General features: G+C 68.7%; 20 protein-coding genes and 1 tRNA gene. 11 read left to right on the forward strand and 10 right to left on the reverse strand.

Going from position 1 to position 15,461, the window contains the following annotated elements; all coding sequences use genetic code 11:
- The coding region (locus J0695_RS19510; RefSeq protein ID WP_206963381.1) for a TrmO family methyltransferase domain-containing protein at positions 1-250 on the forward strand (250 nt) is incomplete at its 5' end.
- Positions 251-268: 18 nt separating this feature from the next.
- Here J0695_RS19510 and J0695_RS19515 read toward each other — a convergent pair.
- Complete coding sequence (locus tag J0695_RS19515; protein ID WP_206963382.1) at positions 269-640, reverse strand: hypothetical protein; 372 nt, start codon at positions 638-640, stop codon at positions 269-271.
- Entirely contained in the window at positions 637-1,302 is a 666-nt protein-coding gene (locus tag J0695_RS19520; protein WP_206963383.1) for a TetR/AcrR family transcriptional regulator, read from the reverse strand. Before J0695_RS19520 ends, J0695_RS19515 begins: the two co-directional genes overlap by 4 nt.
- A gap of 70 nt (positions 1,303-1,372) precedes the next feature.
- Here J0695_RS19520 and J0695_RS19525 point away from each other — a divergent pair, with 70 nt between their 5' ends.
- Positions 1,373-2,035, forward strand: a complete 663-nt coding sequence (locus tag J0695_RS19525) for an O-methyltransferase (RefSeq protein ID WP_206963384.1) — start codon at positions 1,373-1,375, stop codon at positions 2,033-2,035.
- Here J0695_RS19525 and J0695_RS19530 read toward each other — a convergent pair.
- Complete coding sequence (locus J0695_RS19530; RefSeq protein ID WP_206963385.1) at positions 2,032-2,568, reverse strand: pyridoxamine 5'-phosphate oxidase family protein; 537 nt, start codon at positions 2,566-2,568, stop codon at positions 2,032-2,034. The two genes, J0695_RS19525 and J0695_RS19530, sit on opposite strands and share 4 nt — an antisense overlap.
- 291 nt (positions 2,569-2,859) lie before the next feature.
- Here J0695_RS19530 and J0695_RS19535 point away from each other — a divergent pair, with 291 nt between their 5' ends.
- A complete protein-coding gene (locus J0695_RS19535) occupies positions 2,860-3,618 on the forward strand; it encodes an ALF repeat-containing protein (protein ID WP_206963386.1) in 759 nt (252 codons plus the stop codon).
- Here J0695_RS19535 and J0695_RS19540 read toward each other — a convergent pair.
- The gene (locus tag J0695_RS19540) at positions 3,615-4,670 is read right to left on the reverse strand and encodes a PucR family transcriptional regulator (protein ID WP_307798692.1); all 1,056 of its coding nucleotides are present in this window, start codon (positions 4,668-4,670) and stop codon (positions 3,615-3,617) included. The two genes, J0695_RS19535 and J0695_RS19540, sit on opposite strands and share 4 nt — an antisense overlap.
- An 89-nt stretch (positions 4,671-4,759) precedes the next feature.
- Between J0695_RS19540 and J0695_RS19545 the strand changes: the two genes are divergently transcribed.
- The 3 genes from J0695_RS19545 to J0695_RS19555 are packed head-to-tail and all read left to right on the forward strand — an operon-like array spanning position 4,760 to position 6,547.
- Positions 4,760-5,845 (forward strand): acyltransferase family protein, encoded by a 1,086-nt coding sequence (locus J0695_RS19545; protein ID WP_206963387.1) that lies wholly within the window; start codon positions 4,760-4,762, stop codon positions 5,843-5,845.
- Positions 5,846-5,900: 55 nt separating this feature from the next.
- Positions 5,901-6,149: a hypothetical protein gene (locus J0695_RS19550; RefSeq protein ID WP_206963388.1), complete on the forward strand. Its 249-nt coding sequence runs from the start codon at positions 5,901-5,903 to the stop codon at positions 6,147-6,149.
- Entirely contained in the window at positions 6,146-6,547 is a 402-nt protein-coding gene (locus tag J0695_RS19555) for a PIN domain-containing protein (protein WP_206963389.1), read from the forward strand. Before J0695_RS19550 ends, J0695_RS19555 begins: the two co-directional genes overlap by 4 nt.
- Before the next feature lie 24 nt (positions 6,548-6,571).
- Here J0695_RS19555 and J0695_RS19560 read toward each other — a convergent pair whose 3' ends face one another.
- Entirely contained in the window at positions 6,572-7,453 is an 882-nt protein-coding gene (locus tag J0695_RS19560; protein WP_206963390.1) for a glycosyltransferase family 2 protein, read from the reverse strand.
- 188 nt (positions 7,454-7,641) lie between these two features.
- A complete protein-coding gene (locus tag J0695_RS19565) occupies positions 7,642-8,055 on the reverse strand; it encodes a winged helix-turn-helix transcriptional regulator (protein WP_307798693.1) in 414 nt (137 codons plus the stop codon).
- Positions 8,056-8,136: 81 nt separating this feature from the next.
- On the opposite strand from J0695_RS19565, the gene J0695_RS19570 reads away from it, so the two are divergent.
- Both J0695_RS19570 and J0695_RS19575 read left to right on the forward strand, forming a co-directional pair.
- Complete coding sequence (locus tag J0695_RS19570; RefSeq protein WP_206963391.1) at positions 8,137-8,499, forward strand: DoxX family protein; 363 nt, start codon at positions 8,137-8,139, stop codon at positions 8,497-8,499.
- Between the two features lie 51 nt (positions 8,500-8,550).
- Positions 8,551-8,624: transfer RNA gene (locus J0695_RS19575), tRNA-Met, on the forward strand.
- Positions 8,625-8,764: 140 nt separating this feature from the next.
- On the opposite strand, the gene J0695_RS19580 is transcribed toward J0695_RS19575, so the two are convergent.
- Both J0695_RS19580 and J0695_RS19585 read right to left on the reverse strand, forming a co-directional pair.
- Positions 8,765-8,959 (reverse strand): DUF397 domain-containing protein, encoded by a 195-nt coding sequence (locus tag J0695_RS19580; RefSeq protein WP_206963392.1) that lies wholly within the window; start codon positions 8,957-8,959, stop codon positions 8,765-8,767.
- Positions 8,956-9,819, reverse strand: a complete 864-nt coding sequence (locus J0695_RS19585; RefSeq protein WP_206963393.1) for a helix-turn-helix domain-containing protein — start codon at positions 9,817-9,819, stop codon at positions 8,956-8,958. The genes J0695_RS19580 and J0695_RS19585 overlap by 4 nt, the downstream gene beginning before the upstream one ends.
- A gap of 140 nt (positions 9,820-9,959) precedes the next feature.
- On the opposite strand from J0695_RS19585, the gene J0695_RS19590 reads away from it, so the two are divergent.
- The 3 genes from J0695_RS19590 to J0695_RS19600 all read left to right on the forward strand — a co-directional run bounded on the left by J0695_RS19590 (position 9,960) and on the right by J0695_RS19600 (position 13,311).
- Entirely contained in the window at positions 9,960-10,388 is a 429-nt protein-coding gene (locus tag J0695_RS19590; RefSeq protein ID WP_206963394.1) for an ATP-binding protein, read from the forward strand.
- Between the two features lie 240 nt (positions 10,389-10,628).
- Complete coding sequence (locus J0695_RS19595) at positions 10,629-11,390, forward strand: helix-turn-helix domain-containing protein (RefSeq protein WP_206963395.1); 762 nt, start codon at positions 10,629-10,631, stop codon at positions 11,388-11,390.
- A 148-nt stretch (positions 11,391-11,538) separates the two neighbouring features.
- Positions 11,539-13,311 (forward strand): subtype B tannase, encoded by a 1,773-nt coding sequence (locus J0695_RS19600; RefSeq protein ID WP_206963396.1) that lies wholly within the window; start codon positions 11,539-11,541, stop codon positions 13,309-13,311.
- A 27-nt stretch (positions 13,312-13,338) separates the two neighbouring features.
- Here the strand turns inward: J0695_RS19600 and J0695_RS19605 are convergent, their stop codons facing one another.
- Together J0695_RS19605 and J0695_RS19610 are read right to left on the reverse strand one after the other, a co-directional pair.
- The gene (locus tag J0695_RS19605) at positions 13,339-13,914 is read right to left on the reverse strand and encodes a GNAT family N-acetyltransferase (protein ID WP_206963397.1); all 576 of its coding nucleotides are present in this window, start codon (positions 13,912-13,914) and stop codon (positions 13,339-13,341) included.
- A 192-nt stretch (positions 13,915-14,106) separates the two neighbouring features.
- Positions 14,107-15,444 (reverse strand): MFS transporter, encoded by a 1,338-nt coding sequence (locus tag J0695_RS19610; protein WP_206963400.1) that lies wholly within the window; start codon positions 15,442-15,444, stop codon positions 14,107-14,109.
- Positions 15,445-15,461 lie beyond the last annotated feature (17 nt).

The following is a 15,461-nucleotide window of genomic DNA, read 5'->3' on the forward strand; positions in this document are numbered from 1 at the left end:
CCGCGGCCGGCGAAAATACCGACGGGCGGGAGGTCGGATCGGCCGCGGCCCCCGCAGACCGAACCGCATCGGGGTGACGTGCTGTGCCATCGAATCCGTGGAAGGCCGCGAACTGACGGTGGTGGGCCTCGACGCGGTCTCCGGCACCCCGGTCATCGACCTGAAGCCGGCGATGGCGGAGTTCGTCGCGGTGGACATCGAACAGCCGGAATGGGTGAGCGACCTGATGTCGGAGTACTTCACGCCGTAGGCGCTCCCCAACCCGCCCTCAGGCAGGGACGAAGACGTCCTCGTGGGCCCCGTCGAGGATGAACCCGTTGTCGAAGCGGACCCGTACGCTCACGCGAGGCGCCTGTTCCTGGAAGGCGGTCCACGCGGGTTCCAGAGCGCCGACCTTCTCTTCGAGCTGCTTCCTGCTCTCCGTGGGCATCTCGCGCCCGAAGGCGTCGAGCAGCGACTTGAGCCGCTCGTACTCGCGCACGTCGTCGCTCTCGTCCTGGTGGCCGACCACCTGCTCGACGGTCCCGCCGGTGCCCGCCGCCAGGGACAGGAACCCGACGACGACCCCCGACACCTCGGCCGAATCGGTCAGCCGGGTGTCCGCTGCCAGCACCACTCGCTGGCCTGCCTTCAGAGTCATCTGCTTCCCATCTCCCCTGCGTCGGCTACGTCCGTGACGTCCGCGCGGTGCAGGAACGCCTCGACGAGGCGGTCGGTGAAAGCCTGGTCGACGGGTTCCGCCGTCACCAGGACACGGTGGTAGACCGGTCCCACGAGTTGGTCGATCTCCGCCGCCATGTCGAGTCCGGCGGCGAGCTGGCCGCGTTGCACCGCACGTTCCAGCGGGAGTCGGTCGCGTCGGCGCTGTTCGTCCAGGTACCCGGACCGCAGGGCGGCGGCGAACGCGGGATCGTGCTGGGCGTGCCCGATGAGGGCCCTGAAGACGGCGCCCGCGTCGGACCGGGTGAGGAACAGGGCCAGTTGGCGCAGGTGGGCGCGGAGGTCCGGGGCCAGGTCGCCGTGGTCCGGCGGGGTCAGGGCTTCGGCCGCGTCCTGGAGGAAGGCGTCCAGGAGGATGTCGGTCTTGGTCTTCCACCAGCGGTAGACGGTCTGCTTGGCGACGCCCGCCCGGGTGGCGATGCCCTCGATGGTGACGCCGGTGAAGCCCTTCTCGACCAAGAGGCCGTCGGCCGCCTCCAGCACCGCCTGCCGGGCCTGTTCGCTGCGGCCGTGCCTGTTGCCGTGGTGGCGTGCCGCCGGTTCCGGCCCGGCCGCCGTGGCGGCCGTACTTCCTTGTTCCATGTCTGCCTCCTGGGGCCAGAGTAGGCCAGAACCTCTAGACGCAACGCAACGGTGCGTCTACTCTAGGTCCATGACACCCACCAACACCCTCGAAGACCCCCGCGTCGCGTCCGCCCTCGACCGGATGTTCCGGCATGCCGAGGAGGACGAGGCGACCAGCAGGCGGGTCCGGGCGGCATGGCCCCAGAGTTCAGCGCCCCTCGGCCCGCAGGAGCAGGCCGACGCCAACGCGGAGGTGTACATGCCGATTTCCGCCCAGGGCGGCCGCCTCCTCTACAACCTGATCCGGGCGATCCTCCCCGCCACCGTCGTCGAGTTCGGCACGTCCTTCGGCATCTCCACACTCCATCTGGCCGCCGCGGTGCGCGACAACGGGACGGGGCGGGTGATCAGTACGGAACTGAGCGCAGCCAAGGCCGCGGCCGCCCGCCGGACGTTCACCGAGACGGGTCTTGACGACCTGATCACCATCCTCGAAGGAGACGCCCGAGATACCCTCGCCGCAGTCGCCGGCTCCGCGGACTTCGTCCTCCTCGACGGCTGGAAGGACCTGTGCCTGCCCGTCCTGCGACTCCTCGAACCACGCCTCGCGCCCGGCACCCTCGTCGTCGCCGACGACGTCGACCTGGAGGATCTCGCGCCCTACCTCGGCTACGTCCGTGACCCCCGGAACGGCTACCAGAGCGTCACGTTCCCCGTGGAGGACGGAATGGAGATCAGCTGCCGCCTCTAGACCTGTGTGCCCTGGTCGCGGTCGAAAACCCAGCGCGTCTGCGAGTAGGGCCCTTTTCCGAAGCCGAAGGCGGTGACCGGCGCGACGCGGTACACCGCCGCTCGGTGCCCTCCGCTGACGAAGGCTCCGTCGCGTACGTCGAAGGACCATTCGTCCCCGTACTTGGCCCGGTACGCGTCGGCCAGCCGCCCCAGCTGCCCTTCGTCGCCCAGCTCCACGGCCGCCCCCTCGACGACCAGGTCGTACCCCTCGCGCAGGGTGTTGTTCCCGGTGGTCAGGACGCAGTGCGGATTGGCGGCCAGGTTGAGGGCCTTGCGCTCCTCGGCCCCGGTACAGAAGTGCAGGGCGCCGTCGAGCCAGACGGCGATGAGCGGGGTGACGTGGGGCCGCCCGTCGGGCCGTCCGGTCGTCAGCCAGAAGATCTCCGCCGCAGTGAGCCGTGCGACGGCCTCCGGCCAGGGTGTGGCTACGGCGCCCTTGTCGCCGTAGCGCGCGTCGAGCTCGGTCCGCGGATGCTGCTGCTCGGTGGTCATGACGCCGGCCTTTCCACTCGTAGTCCGTACGGAGAAGAGACCTGGCGCCGCCCCTGAACTCATCGGTCGGCTGAATGCCGACCGGTTGCGCGGCGACGCGGCAACGCGGCAACGCGGCAACGCCAGGGCGTGAAGACTGCCGAGGTCGGGCAATGAGTGGGGCCATGCTTTTTTGGGAAGATCGCTGCAGCGGGGGGCTGCTGGGGAGACACGGATTTCGTGCGACGTCATGTGCGGTTGCCCGCGTGCAAGGAATGTCGGACGACTCTTCGACCCAAGGCAGGTTTGCACATGAGACTGACCCGCGCGGCGCTGGCCGTGACCGCAGGAGCCCTGGCACCGGTTCTGCTGCTCGCCACACCGTCCTTCGCCGCCGGCGCGACGTCCCCGGCCGCAACCTCGTCCGTCGCCGCAGCCGCCGCGGCGGATGCGGACTCCCCGTACGACTCGATGTCGGACGACGACCTCTACGTTGCGATTGCCCGGATCCTGGGGGAGGAGACGTCGGGCGTGGCGGTGCGCCGGGAGGCGGGGAAGGCGCTGGATGCCCATACGCGTGAGGCCGCGCTCTCCTTCCTGGAGACCGGGCTGCGGTTGGCTCAGTTCGAGGACGATCAGGTTGCCATTTTCACGATCCTGGGGAAGCCGAGCACGGGCAAGGGTGTGCGCCGGGAGGCGGGGAAGGCGTTGGATGCCGGTACGCCTGAGGCTGCGCGGGCGTTCTTGGAGACCGGGCTGCGGTTGGCTCAGTTCGAGGACGACCAGGTTGCCATTTTCACGATCCTGGGGAAGCCGAGCACGGGCAAGGGTGTGCGCCGGGAGGCGGGGAAGGCGTTGGATGCCGGTACGCCTGAGGCTGCGCGGGCGTTCTTGGAGACTGGGCTGCGGCTCGCTCAGTTCGAGGACGACCAGGTCGCCATCGCCCGCATCCTGGCTGATCCCCACAGCAGCGCCGCCCTGCGTGCGGCAGCCGGCAAGGCTCTCGACGCCGGTACGCCTGAGGCCGCACGTTACTTCCTGGAAGTCGGCCAGTACGAGGTGGTCGGCTAGGCGGGCCAGCCCAGCAGCCTGGCACCGATGACGGCGGTCTGGAGTGCGTAGCGGTGCACCGGGTCCGAGGGGTCGGCTCCGGTGAGCTGGCGGATGCGCTCCAGACGGTAGGTGAACGCCCGGACGCTCAGGGCCAGTCGACGGGCCGCTTCGGCGGCGACACAGCCCGCGTCGAAGTAGGCGGTGAGGGTGTCGATGAAGGGCTGGGCGCCGCCGCGGGCCTCCTGGAGCGGCCCGAGCGTGTGGTGCACGAGGTCGGCCATCGCCTCCCGGTCGCGGGCCAGGACGGGGTAGACCAGGAGGTCGGCCGCCCGTACCACCGGGCCTGCGAGATCCAGGCGTTCGGCCAGGTCGATGGCGTTGAGGGCTTCCTCGTAGCTGTGGACGACCCCGCCCGCGCCGGGGTGGGGCCGTCCGAAAGCCACCTTCGTGCCGTCGGCGGCGGCACAGGCGAGCTGCGCGAAATAGCCGAGAACGTCGTCCTGGTCGCCGGGGGCGATACAGATCAGCCGGCCGTTCTTGGTGGTGAGCAGGATGCTGCGGGCGCCGAACCGGCCGAAGACGGCGAGCCCCACGCTGCGGGCGGCCGGGGTGCTCTCGTCGAACACGGCCGTACCCTGGGCGACCGCTACCGCGTGGCTGTGCGACAGACGCAGACCGAAGCGCTCCGCCCGCTCGGCGAGGCGCCCCAGATCGCTGCCCCTGTTCAGCAGATCGTCGATGAACTCCCGCCGGGCGGAGCCCTCTTGGCGTACGGCGACGTACTGCGCCTGCTCGAATCCCTCGGCGAGTGCGTCGACAGCCTGCTCCACCGCTGCCAGGACGCTGTCGGCGGATCCCGGAGCGGCGGACCAGGTGGCCCGCGTGGCGGCGAGGTGTCCGCCGACCAGGGCGCGCAGCGAGTGCCCGGCCTCGGCGGCCTGCGCGCCGAGCGTGCGCCGGGCGGTGAGTTCGGCGCGGGTCGGCCGACGACCGGTCGCGGAGACCCCGGCCAACAGGGCGGCGTACCCGTCCAGATACCTCGCGGGTATCCCGTTCCCCGTCCCCGTCACGTGGCCTCCCGGACTTCTGCGATGTCGATCAAGAATGACAGACGGGATACGGCGCCGGCCTCGATGCAGGCGGGGGCTAGAGTGCCCCGGTGGCCACTCTGATACCGCAGACCCGGCACGAGGCCGCAGTCGCTGCAACGCCCTCGTCCCGTCCGTCGGCGCCCCGGCGCGATCCGTTCTTCGACAATGCGAAGTACTTGGCGATCGTGCTGGTGGCGATCGGTCATTCATGGGAGCCGCTGCCCGGCGGCGGGCGTGTGGTCGAGTCGCTCTACACCCTCGTCTACGCCTTCCACATGCCGGTGTTCATCATCATCGCGGGCTACTTCTCGCGGAGTTTCGATCTGCGGCGCGAACGCGTGTGGCGACTTTTCGCCACGCTTGTGGTGCCTTATGCGGTGTTCGAGGTCGCCTACACGCTCTTCCAGCGCGCGTTCAAGGACCCGTCGTTCCCGCTGACCCCGGCGGACCCGTACTGGCTGTTGTGGTTCCTGCCCGCGCTGCTGCTCTGGCGGCTGACCACGCCGTTCTGGCAGACGGTCCGGTGGCCCGTGCCCCTGTCCCTCGCCGTGGCCGCGCTCGCCACGGCGACGGTCGGCATAGGCGGGGATCTGCAACTCCAGCGCGTGCTGCAGTTCCTGCCGTTCTTCGTCCTGGGTCTGCACCTGCGCCCGGCCCACTTCGCGCTGGTGCGCCGCTGGAGCGTACGCATCGTGGCAGTGCCTGTCTGCGCCCTCGCGCTGGGGGTGTCGTACTGGGCTGCGCCGCGTATGACCGCATCGTGGTTCTTCCACAACTCCAGCGCCCAGGACCTGGGTTTCCGGGCCTGGACGGGCCCGGTGATGACGCTCGCCCTCTTCGGCTGCGCGCTGGTGCTCAGCGCGTGCTTCCTCTCCTGGGTACCGGGCCGGCGGCTGTGGATCAGCGGTCTCGGCGCGGGCACCATCTATGGTTACCTGCTGCACGGCTTCGTCATCCGGGGCGCGAAATACGCCGGCTGGTACGACAGGTCGGTGCTCACCACACCACTCGGCGAGATCGCGGTGACCTTGGCGGCCGCGACCGTGGTGACCCTGCTGTGCACACCACCGGTGCGCAGGGTGTTCCGCTGCGTCGTGGAACCGCGGATGCGGTGGGCGGCCCGCCGGCAGGATGCCGGGGCGGTCAGCGCGTAGAGGCGCGGTTCGAGCTCAGGACTCCGGAGCGCGCATACTGCAGTATGCTCGCGGTATGGCTGATACGACCCGCATCACGGTCACCTTGCCCACCGAACAGGTGGCGGAGCTGAAGAAGATCACGGACAACGTGTCCGGGTATGTGGCAGAGGCGGTGGCCCGCCAGATCAGACATCAGTTGCTGGGTGCCGATCTGCGCAGCCACACCGATGAATACGGGGCGTTCAGCTCAGCTGAGCTGGCTGATGCCCGGTCGCGGATCTTCAGTGGCGCCGAGTCCGAGGGCGGAGAGAGCGCCGCGTGACGGAGCGCATCGAGACCGTCGTCCTGGACAGCGAGGGACTCTCGGCCTGGATCGCCCAGGACCGGAAGATCCTGGCGATGTTCCATGTCTTCCACGAGATGGGCGCGGATCTCGTCGTCAGCGCCAACACCATCGTGGAGGTCAGTCACTCCCGCGTGAACATCCCCCGCCTCCAGTGGGCTCTGTCCCGGATCAAAGTGGAGCCGGTGACCGAGCAGGCGGCCAAGGAAGCCGCCAAGCTCCTCAAGGCTGCCGGACTGCACGGGCACAAATATGCGATCGATGCGACGGTGGCGGAAGCTGCCCTTCGCCAACCCGGTCCGGTTGCCGTGCTCACATCCGATCTCGACGACATGTCCAAGCTCTGCGGCAGCCGCGTGAAGCTCATCGCCCTCTGACAACCACGAGATCGAAGACGCCGCTCAGAGAATCGGGGGGCGGCCCAAGCGGGTCATACGCCACACCGTGCGCCACTTCATCGCCTTGCGCGGACCACACGACTCCCGCATGCCCTCGACGAATCCGCCCCACCACGCCTTCGCACCGCTCAAGGACCGGACGCGAGCCATGGTGAGCAGCATCCAGATGCCGAGGTAGACCGGGATCAGCGGGAGCGGAAGACGACGGCGCGCCAGCCACACCCGGTTCCGCGCCGTGAACCGATAGTGGACCGCGTGCCGCGCCGGGGACGTCCTCGGGTGCTGAAGGACGAGCTCGGGTTCGTACAGAATCTTCCAGTCCGCATCGAGCGCGCGCCACGCCAGGTCGGACTCCTCATGACCGAAGAAGAACTCCGAAGCCCAGAGGCCGGTTTCTCCGAGCATCGGCATGGAGAAGGCGTGCCCGCCACCTAGGAACGCGGTCACCGGGCCACGGCGCATCGGATCGCCGGTGCGCAGCCGGGGCACCCAGCGCCGCTCGGTGTGCCCGTGCTCATCGGCGACGCGGAACCCGACGATCCCGAGCCGCGGATCCGACGCGAACAGCTGCTGGACCTTCCGGAACACTTCCGCGTCGATGAGCAGGCCGTCGTCGTCCAGCTCGATGACGACGTCGACGTCACCGGAGTGACGCAGCATTTCCAGACCGACATTGCGTCCCCCCGGGCAACCGAGGTTCTCCGCGAGCGGGACTTTGATCACGTTCTCCGCCACGGCCACATCAGCGAGGGGCGTCGCGTTGCCCACCAACACCACCCGCGCCGCAGGGACATCCTGTTTCTCGACCGAAGCGAGCAGAGCCGCCAACTCACGCGGGCGATTGCCCATCGTGACGATGACGACTCCGAGACGCGGCAATGGCATGGCGGCAAACTCCAGCGGTCGGCGAAGATGCCGATGCTAGCCGGGAACACAGGCGTTGCCGCCCAGCCACGGCAGGCGGGACTCTTTAACGCACGCCCTATTGAGGTCCAAGCCTGTCTGCCCGTCCAATAGCTCGCGGACGATGTCGAGATGGTCGGAGCGTCGTCAACGGAGCGTGTCCGTCGCTGTCAGCCTCGGTGTTCCGAGTCGTACGCCGCCTGGCTCTGCTCGATGTCGGGGTTCTTGTCGACGGCCCATTCGGCCAGCTTCACCGCGGGCCCGATCAGGGTGCGGCCCATCGCCGTGAGCTCGTACTCGACCCGTGGCGGGACCTCCGCGTACGCAGTGCGCGATACGAGGCCGTCGCGCTCAAGGTGTCGCACCGTACGCGTGAGCATGCGCTGCGAGATCCCCGGAATGCGCTGCTGGAGCTCGGTGAAACGCATGCGCTCGCCGTCGAGCGTGGCCACCACCAGCAGCGTCCACTTGTCGCCGATGCGGTCCAGGATGCCCCGGATCGCCCGGCCGCCGTCGCCGCGGATGAGGCAGGAGTTCCGGTACTTCGACATCGCCGCCCCCTGTTCGCCCTGTTCGTCACGCACACCGGTGTGCCTTTTGTAAGCCGTTCCATAGTCACCGACCATGTGGTTACTAACAAATCGTAACCATGACGGAGGACGAAGATGGAGATCGCCTACTGGATCGTCGCGGGACTCCTGGGAGCCTTCTATCTCTATGGCGGCGGAAAGAAGGTCGCGCAGAGCAAGGAGCAGCTGGCGCCCATGATGGGCTGGGTCGACACGGTCCCGATGTGGCTGGTCCGGGTCATCGGCGCCGTCGAGATACTCGGCGTGGCCGGCCTCGTGCTCCCGCCGCTCACGGGCATCGCCCCGGTCCTCGCGATGCTCGCCGCGCTCGGCCTCCTCGTGCTCCAGGCGCTGGCGGCCGGTCTGCACCTGTCCAGGGGTGAGGTCAAGGAGACCGGTCTCAACGGCACGCTCTTCGTCCTCGCGGGAGTGGCTGCCTGGCTCGCCACGGCTTGGTGAGGCGGAGAAATTACGTTGCGACCGCCAACTCCCGTCCCTACCTTTGGTGTTAGCGGGATGGCGCAGTTCGGTAGCGTGCGGGGCTCATAACCCTGAGGTCGCGGGTTCGAATCCCGCTCCCGCCACTCAATACGGGGGATGGGTCCGGCGTGCAGGTTACGCCGGGCCCTCTTCCGTCGAACAGCGCGGCGGAGGTCGAGTTCACCACGCAGGCAGGTTGAGGCGGCCCCGGGCCGCCCAGAGGAGCGAGGCGGCGGGCAGGGGGTCAGCGCTCCGTCGCGTACGCCACGAATGCGGACCAGGGGCCGTCGGTGAAGGCGAGTTGGGGTCCGGCGGTGTTCTTCGAGTCGCGGATGAGGATGGTGCGGGGGGTGGTCGAGACCTCGACGCAGTCGTTGCCGTCACCGCTGCTGCTGTAGCTGCTCTTGAACCAGTCCGGCTCGGAAGCGTTATGGATCATGTCTCTCCCAGCATGTGCTCGACGAAGGCCAGTGACTCCCGTGGGGTGAGAGCCTGGGCCCGGATCATCCCATAGCGCAGTTCGAGGATCCTGAGCTGCTTCGGGTCGGCGACCGGTCGGCCGCTGAACGCCCCCTCGGAACGTCCTACCGCAGTACCGTCGGGGAACTTCAGCACTTCGATCAGCCCGCCCGTCCCGGGGTGCTCCTCACGATGGGTCGGCATCACCTGGATCGCCACGTTCCGCAACTGGCCCAATTCCAGTAGGCGTTCGAGTTGTCGGCGCCACACCATTGTGCCTCCGACCGGACGGCGGAGCGTCACCTCCTCCTGCACGAAGCTGAGCGACGGAATGGGATCCCGCTCAAAGATGGAGCGCCGAGCCATTCGTGCGGCGACGATGCGATCCATCTCGTCCATCGAGTAGGCGGGCAACCAGCCCGAGAAGAGTGCCCGCATGTGCTCCTCGGTCTGGAGCAAGCCGTTGATGTTGTGGTTGTGGTACGCGTCCAACTCGGCGGCCTGGGCCTCCAGTTTGGCCAGCTCCCGCACCTTCTTCGGGTACCGGACCTCCGCCACGTCCCTCTTCATCGCCGTGATCTTGCCGTACGCGCCCAGGAGTTCGTCCGCTCTGTCCAGATACTCGGGCCTCGGGATCCGCCGCCCGCCCTCGACCTTGTAGACCAGGTCCTCCCCGTACCCGATCGCCGCCCCGAATTCGGCCGCCCGCATCCCCGACGCCTCCCGCCAGAGCTTGAGCTGACGCCCCACAGCCGCGACTACCGCCACGCCCGATTCGTCGTCGGGATCTACCTCCCAACCCGGTTCGTCCCTGCCGTCGCCACCCGCGTTGCTGCTCATACGCACCCACCTCCAACCGCCTCCGTACCCGGAGCGTCACCCCGGACAGCCGGGACAGCACTGGACAAGCTCGGGACAGTCACCGTACGTAGGGAAGGAATTGCTGTCCGGCCTACGAGGCTCCCGGCAGCCTGAGTGACATGAGTCACGAAGTCACCGAAATGCCCGCACCCGTCCGTCAGTTCAGCATTCAGCTCTCGTCCACCCGTCGCGGAGCCCGGCTCGGGAGATTGCTGGTCATCCAGCAGCTTGTCGACTGGGGACTGCCGTTCGAAGCCACCGGCCAGGTCGTCGCCGAGCTCGCCGCCAACGCCATCACCCACGGCCGCGTTCCGGGCCGCGACTTCCGGCTGAGCGTCGCGCTCTCCGTGACGGGCACGCTCCGTATCGAGGTGTACGACTCCCGGGGCGACCGCATCCCGCACGCCCACGATCCGGACGCCGGCGATGCGGAGTCGGGGCGCGGGCTGGTCGTCGTCGGGGCGTGCGCGGACCGGTGGGGCGTGGCGCTCGGGCCCGTACCCGGCAAGGTCGTCTGGGCGGAGATCGATCTCGCACCGGGTCGGTGAGTGCCACGTTCCGGTCGGGCCCGACGTCAAAGACAAAGAACCAGGTAAAGAACCAACCCCACCCAACCCTGCCGTCTCGTCACCCACACGGGTGAACTGGCCCAAATGGACTGGCGATCAAGGAAGTTGGTGCGGGAAGGTCGGCGGCGATCAACAAACCCCCATACCCATGAGACGGCCCCCGCCGGGACTGCAATCCCGAACGAGGGCCTGACCACCGAGGAAGAAAGCCGCTTCCTGATGACTGAGCAGCAGCTTAGCGCGCCCTCGCGCGCCCGGTCCGAGCGTTCCCGATCCGGGATCGGACACGTCGATCAACAGCAGTCCGAGCGGTTCACCGTGGTCGGAAACCACCTCGCCCAGCACGCCGAGCTGTCGCTCACGGCGATCGGTCTGGCCACGCACATCCAGTCGCTGCCCGAGGGCGCACCGGTCGGGATCAAGGTCCTGGCGGCGAAGTTCCCCGAGGGTGAGATCCGGATCGCCGCCGCGCTGCGGGAGCTGGAGGCGCACGGGTATCTGGCCCGGGCCAGGGAGCGCATGCCCTCAGGGCGGATCGTGACCCGCACGACCTCGTACAACGTTCCACTGGTCGGAGGGGTAATGGAAGCGGAGCCGGTGCCGACGCCGGAGCCGGTCCCCGAACGGGGCGACACCGCGCAGGAGTTGCTGGCCTCCCTCCGCGCCCACGAACCCCGCCTCCTGCTCTCCGTACGGGACACGCACCACCTCGCCCCGGCCGTCTCCGCCTGGCTGGAGCGCGGGATCGCCCCCGACGCCGTACGGCGCACGCTGACCGCAGGCCTGCCCGCAGAGCCTCTCCGCCGCCCGGCCGCTTTTCTCGCCCACCGGCTGGCCGAACTGCTGCCGCCGCTGGTCCCCGCCGCACCGGAGCCTTCGCGGCCCGACCCGTTCCAGACCTGCGACGGCTGCGAACGCGCCTACCGCGCCCCGCGACCGGGGCGTTGCCGCGATTGCGCTCCGCTCACCGCCGTGGCGTAGGCGGCGTGGGTGGCGTCCACCTCGCGCACATCTTCAACAAAAATGTTTGCTAGATCGCTGGGCATATTGTTAACAATCTTATAGCGTGCGTCACGCCTCGGCCCCGAGGTGTCAGTGCACCACCAGGTGCTCAACGAGTGGAGATGCCATGCAGCGGCTCTCGGCGTCCTCGGGACGCAAGTACCTCCTCAGAGGGATGGCGGTCGCGGGCTCCCTCGCCCTCACGGCCGTCGCGATGCCCGCCTCCTTCGCGGCGGCCACCGCTGCGGTCCCGTCGCAGAGTGGTGGCCATGTCGCCGACCCGGAGGACGCCGCGCTGGCCTTCGACTCCGCCGCGTACACGACGATCACCGTCACCGTCGACGGCCGGCCGATGAAGGTGCGCTCCTACAAGGAGATCTGTTACGTCGCCAAGCCCGTCGCGGCTGCGGCCCAGCAGCCCAGCGGCCCCGGTGGCTCAGGAAGCACCACGATCCCCAACACCGCCTGCGGCTATCAGAGCATGAACGTGTTCGTCCCCGAGAGCGCCTTCGACGACCAGCGGGCGCCGGTCTACTTCGCGGTCAACAACAGTGGCTGGATGGCCAGTTACATCAAGGCGAGCGTGGCGGACGGCAAGTCCTACGACAGCTCGACCAGCAACGTCGGCGCCGCGCTGAAGTCCGGATACGTCTTCGTCGACGTCGCCAACCGCAGCCGCGGGCTGCTCGGCGCCGACGGCACTTCCCCGGGCAAGGCCCCTGCGGCGGTGGTCGACGCCAAGGCCGCCGTACGCTACCTGCGCCTCAACGACCGCACGATGCCCGGCAGCGCCGAGCGCATCGTCATCAACGGCACCAGCGGCGGCGGCGCGCTCGTGTCGATCCTGGGCGCCTCCGGCAACAGCAGCGAGTACGACCCGTACCTCGCCCGGATCGGCGCAGCAGGCATCGACGCGAAGGGCCGCAGCACTCTGCACGACGACGTGTTCGCCGTCAACGCGTACTGCCCCATCACCGACCTCGGCAACGCCGACACGGCGTACGAGTGGCTGTACAACATCCTCAACACCCGTGCCGACACCGGCCAGAACCCGTCGCCCGAGGATGCCGCCGCCATCGCGGCCCAGTTCCCGGCGTACGAGAAGAGCCTCGGTCTGCGCAACCCCGACGGCACCAGGCTCACCGCCGCGAACATGATCGACACCATCAGGCAGGAGGTCATCCGCTCCGCGGAGACCTACATGAAGGCCGGCGCCGCCAACACGATCCCCGCGCTCGGCGGCACCTTCGAGATCCAGTCCAGCGGACCCGGAGCCCCGCCGACCGCCAAGTCGTACGTCAACGACTGGATCGACGCCGACAACGCCACCGACACGGTGCGCTCGGTCGACATGAAGAAGTACCTCGCCTTCGTCGTCGCCCAGGCCACGCTCAAGACGACGCCCGCCTTCGACGCCGTGGGCGTCAACGGGAACACCACCAGCGGCACCGAGACCAACCTCTTCGGTCCGCCGACGCAGAAGTACATGAACTACACCGAGTACAGCTGGAATCACAATGACGTCGCCGGTGACGGCAGCGGCATCGACGACACCGGCCTGACGTGGGATCAGTACACCAGCAAGCGGAGCACCATCGTCGACGACCAGGTCCACCTGATCGACCCGATGGACTTCATCGGCACCGGCGGCGCCGGCGGCGCCGACACCGCGGCGAACTGGTACGTGCGGGCCGGCACCCGTGACCGGGACACCTCGTTCACCGTCTCGCTCAATCTGGACCGCGCGCTCGAAGCGGACCGGCAGGTCAAGGACGTCGACTACCAGCTCGCCTGGAACCAGCCGCACGCCGGGAACTACGACGTGCCCGAGGCCATGGCCTGGATCGCGAAGGTGGTCCGCAAGGCCGGGGACCCGCTCGCCACCGGGCACCACGGATAAGCCAAAGGGCTTGCTGGGCCGAGGCCGTCACCGCTCCCTGTTCGGGGCGGTGACGGCCTCGGCCTCGTTCCACAGCAGGCGCCAGATCACGTCGATGCCCGAATCGCCGCTGGTGGCCGGGCCCTCTGGTACCAGCAGGCGCTCGACCTCGGTGAAGCCCAGGCGGCGGGGGACGGCCCCGCTCGCCTGGTTCGCCTCGTCGTGGTGGATCTCTATACGGTCGGTCTCCGCCAGCTCGAACCCCTGACGGAGCAGAGCCCGGGCGGCCATGGTGACCAGGCCCCGGCCCGTCCACCCGGGGTGGAGCCAGTAGCCGATCTCCAGGCCGCCGGGGCCGATCCGGCGCATGAGGCTGCAGCTTCCGATCACCGAACCAGCGGTGGTTATCGCGTAGTTGTAGGCCTCGCCCGACTCCCAGTCCTTCTCGGCCCGGTCCAGATACCCGGCGGTGGTGTCGCTGTCGTAACTCGCCGCCCAGGGCATCCACGGCCGCAGGTGAGCGAGTGACTCGACGACGACCCGGTCGAGGGTCCCGAGGTCGCTCGCACGCCACCGGCGCAGCTCGACCTGATCGAAAGTGAGGATCTCAGCAGGCGTTTCCATGCGCCGGATGCTTTCTCAATCCGGCGTCGGCGGCAACGTGGTTACGGGCTACCGCTTCTTGTGGCCCGTCACCTCGGCGATCCAGGTGATGAAGTCTGTCGCGTCGATTGTGATCCGTATGGGGTGGCACACAACACCGCCTGCTCGACTCCCAAATGGGCGTCCAGCAGGCGGTGTTGTGTGGAAGCTTCGTTACTTGGCGAGCGCGGACTCCGCCGCTGTGACGCCGGTCGGCGCGGCCGGCTGCTGCGACGTTCGCAGCCCGGTCAGGCTGACGAAGACCGTGGCGAGCACCGCTGCGATGGCAAAGGATGCGAAGCCCCAGCCGTTGCTGCCGCCCGCGACCAGCTGGCCGCCGAGCCACGGGCCGAACACGGCGCCGAAGCGGCCGATGCCCGAGACCCAGCCCACGGCCGTGGCGCGGTTGTCGTCGGTGGAGCGGCCCGCGACCGCCGCGTAGACCATCGCCTGGGCGCTGAAGAGGAACAGGCCGGTGAGGAAGACGTCGATGTACGTGAGCGCCAGCGGCATGTGGACGGCGAGCAGGGCGATGCCTGCTCCCGTCAGCGCGAACCAGATGGTGGCGACGAGCGGGGCGCCGTAACGGTCGGAGAAGCGGCCCGCGACCAGCATGCCCACGATGCCGCCGAGGTTGATGACGACCACGAAGGAGAGCGAGGAACCGAGGTCGTAACCCGCGCCGCGCATCATCGTGGGCAGCCACTGGCTGACCCCGTACACGAGCAGCAGGCCGAAGAACGACGTCAGCCAGAAGAGGAGGGTGGTGCGGAACTGGCCGCCGCGGAACAGGGTGATGACGGCGTCCCAGCGGCTCTGGCCGGCGGGGCGCGCCGCCTTGGGGGCGGGCAGTTCGACGTCGTAACGGCTCGCGAGCGCGCTTGCTTCAGCTGTGCGGCCCTTGGCCATCAGGAAGCTCAGCGACTCGGGCAGGAACTTCGCGATCAGCGGTACGCCGATGAGCAGCGGGGCCACGCAGATCCAGTACGCGACCCGCCACCCGCCGGGCTGGGTGGTCCAGATGCCGACAAAGCCCGAGACGATGCCGCCCGCCTGGTGGGCGGTCATCAGGGTGCCGACGATCAGGGCCGTGCGGCCGCGCGGTGCGTACTCCGAGACCATCGTGATCGTGGTCGGCAGCAGTCCGCCGAGGCCGAGGCCGGCGATGAAGCGCGCCCAGCTGAAGACGCCGAGGCTGTTCGAGACCGCGCAGAGCGCGGAGGCGAGCGAGAAGACCGTGGTGGCGGTGAGGATGACCTTCTTGCGGCCGATCCAGTCGGTGACGGTGCCTGCGGACAGGGCGCCTATCAGCATGCCGAAGGTGGCGTAACTGCCCAGGTCACCGGCCTTGGCGGGCGTGAGGCCGAGGGCTTTCTCGGCGAACATGTTGGGGAGTACGGAGCCGTACACGAACATGTCGAGGCCGTCGAAGAGGACGACCATCCAGCACAGGCCGACGACCAGCGCGGCCATTCTGGTGCCGCGTGTGAGCGGGGCGGGGGAGGGAGACATCGTCGTTTCCTCTCGTC

This window comes from Streptomyces beijiangensis (assembly GCF_017315755.1).
In the GTDB taxonomy this organism is placed as follows: domain Bacteria; phylum Actinomycetota; class Actinomycetes; order Streptomycetales; family Streptomycetaceae; genus Streptomyces; species Streptomyces beijiangensis.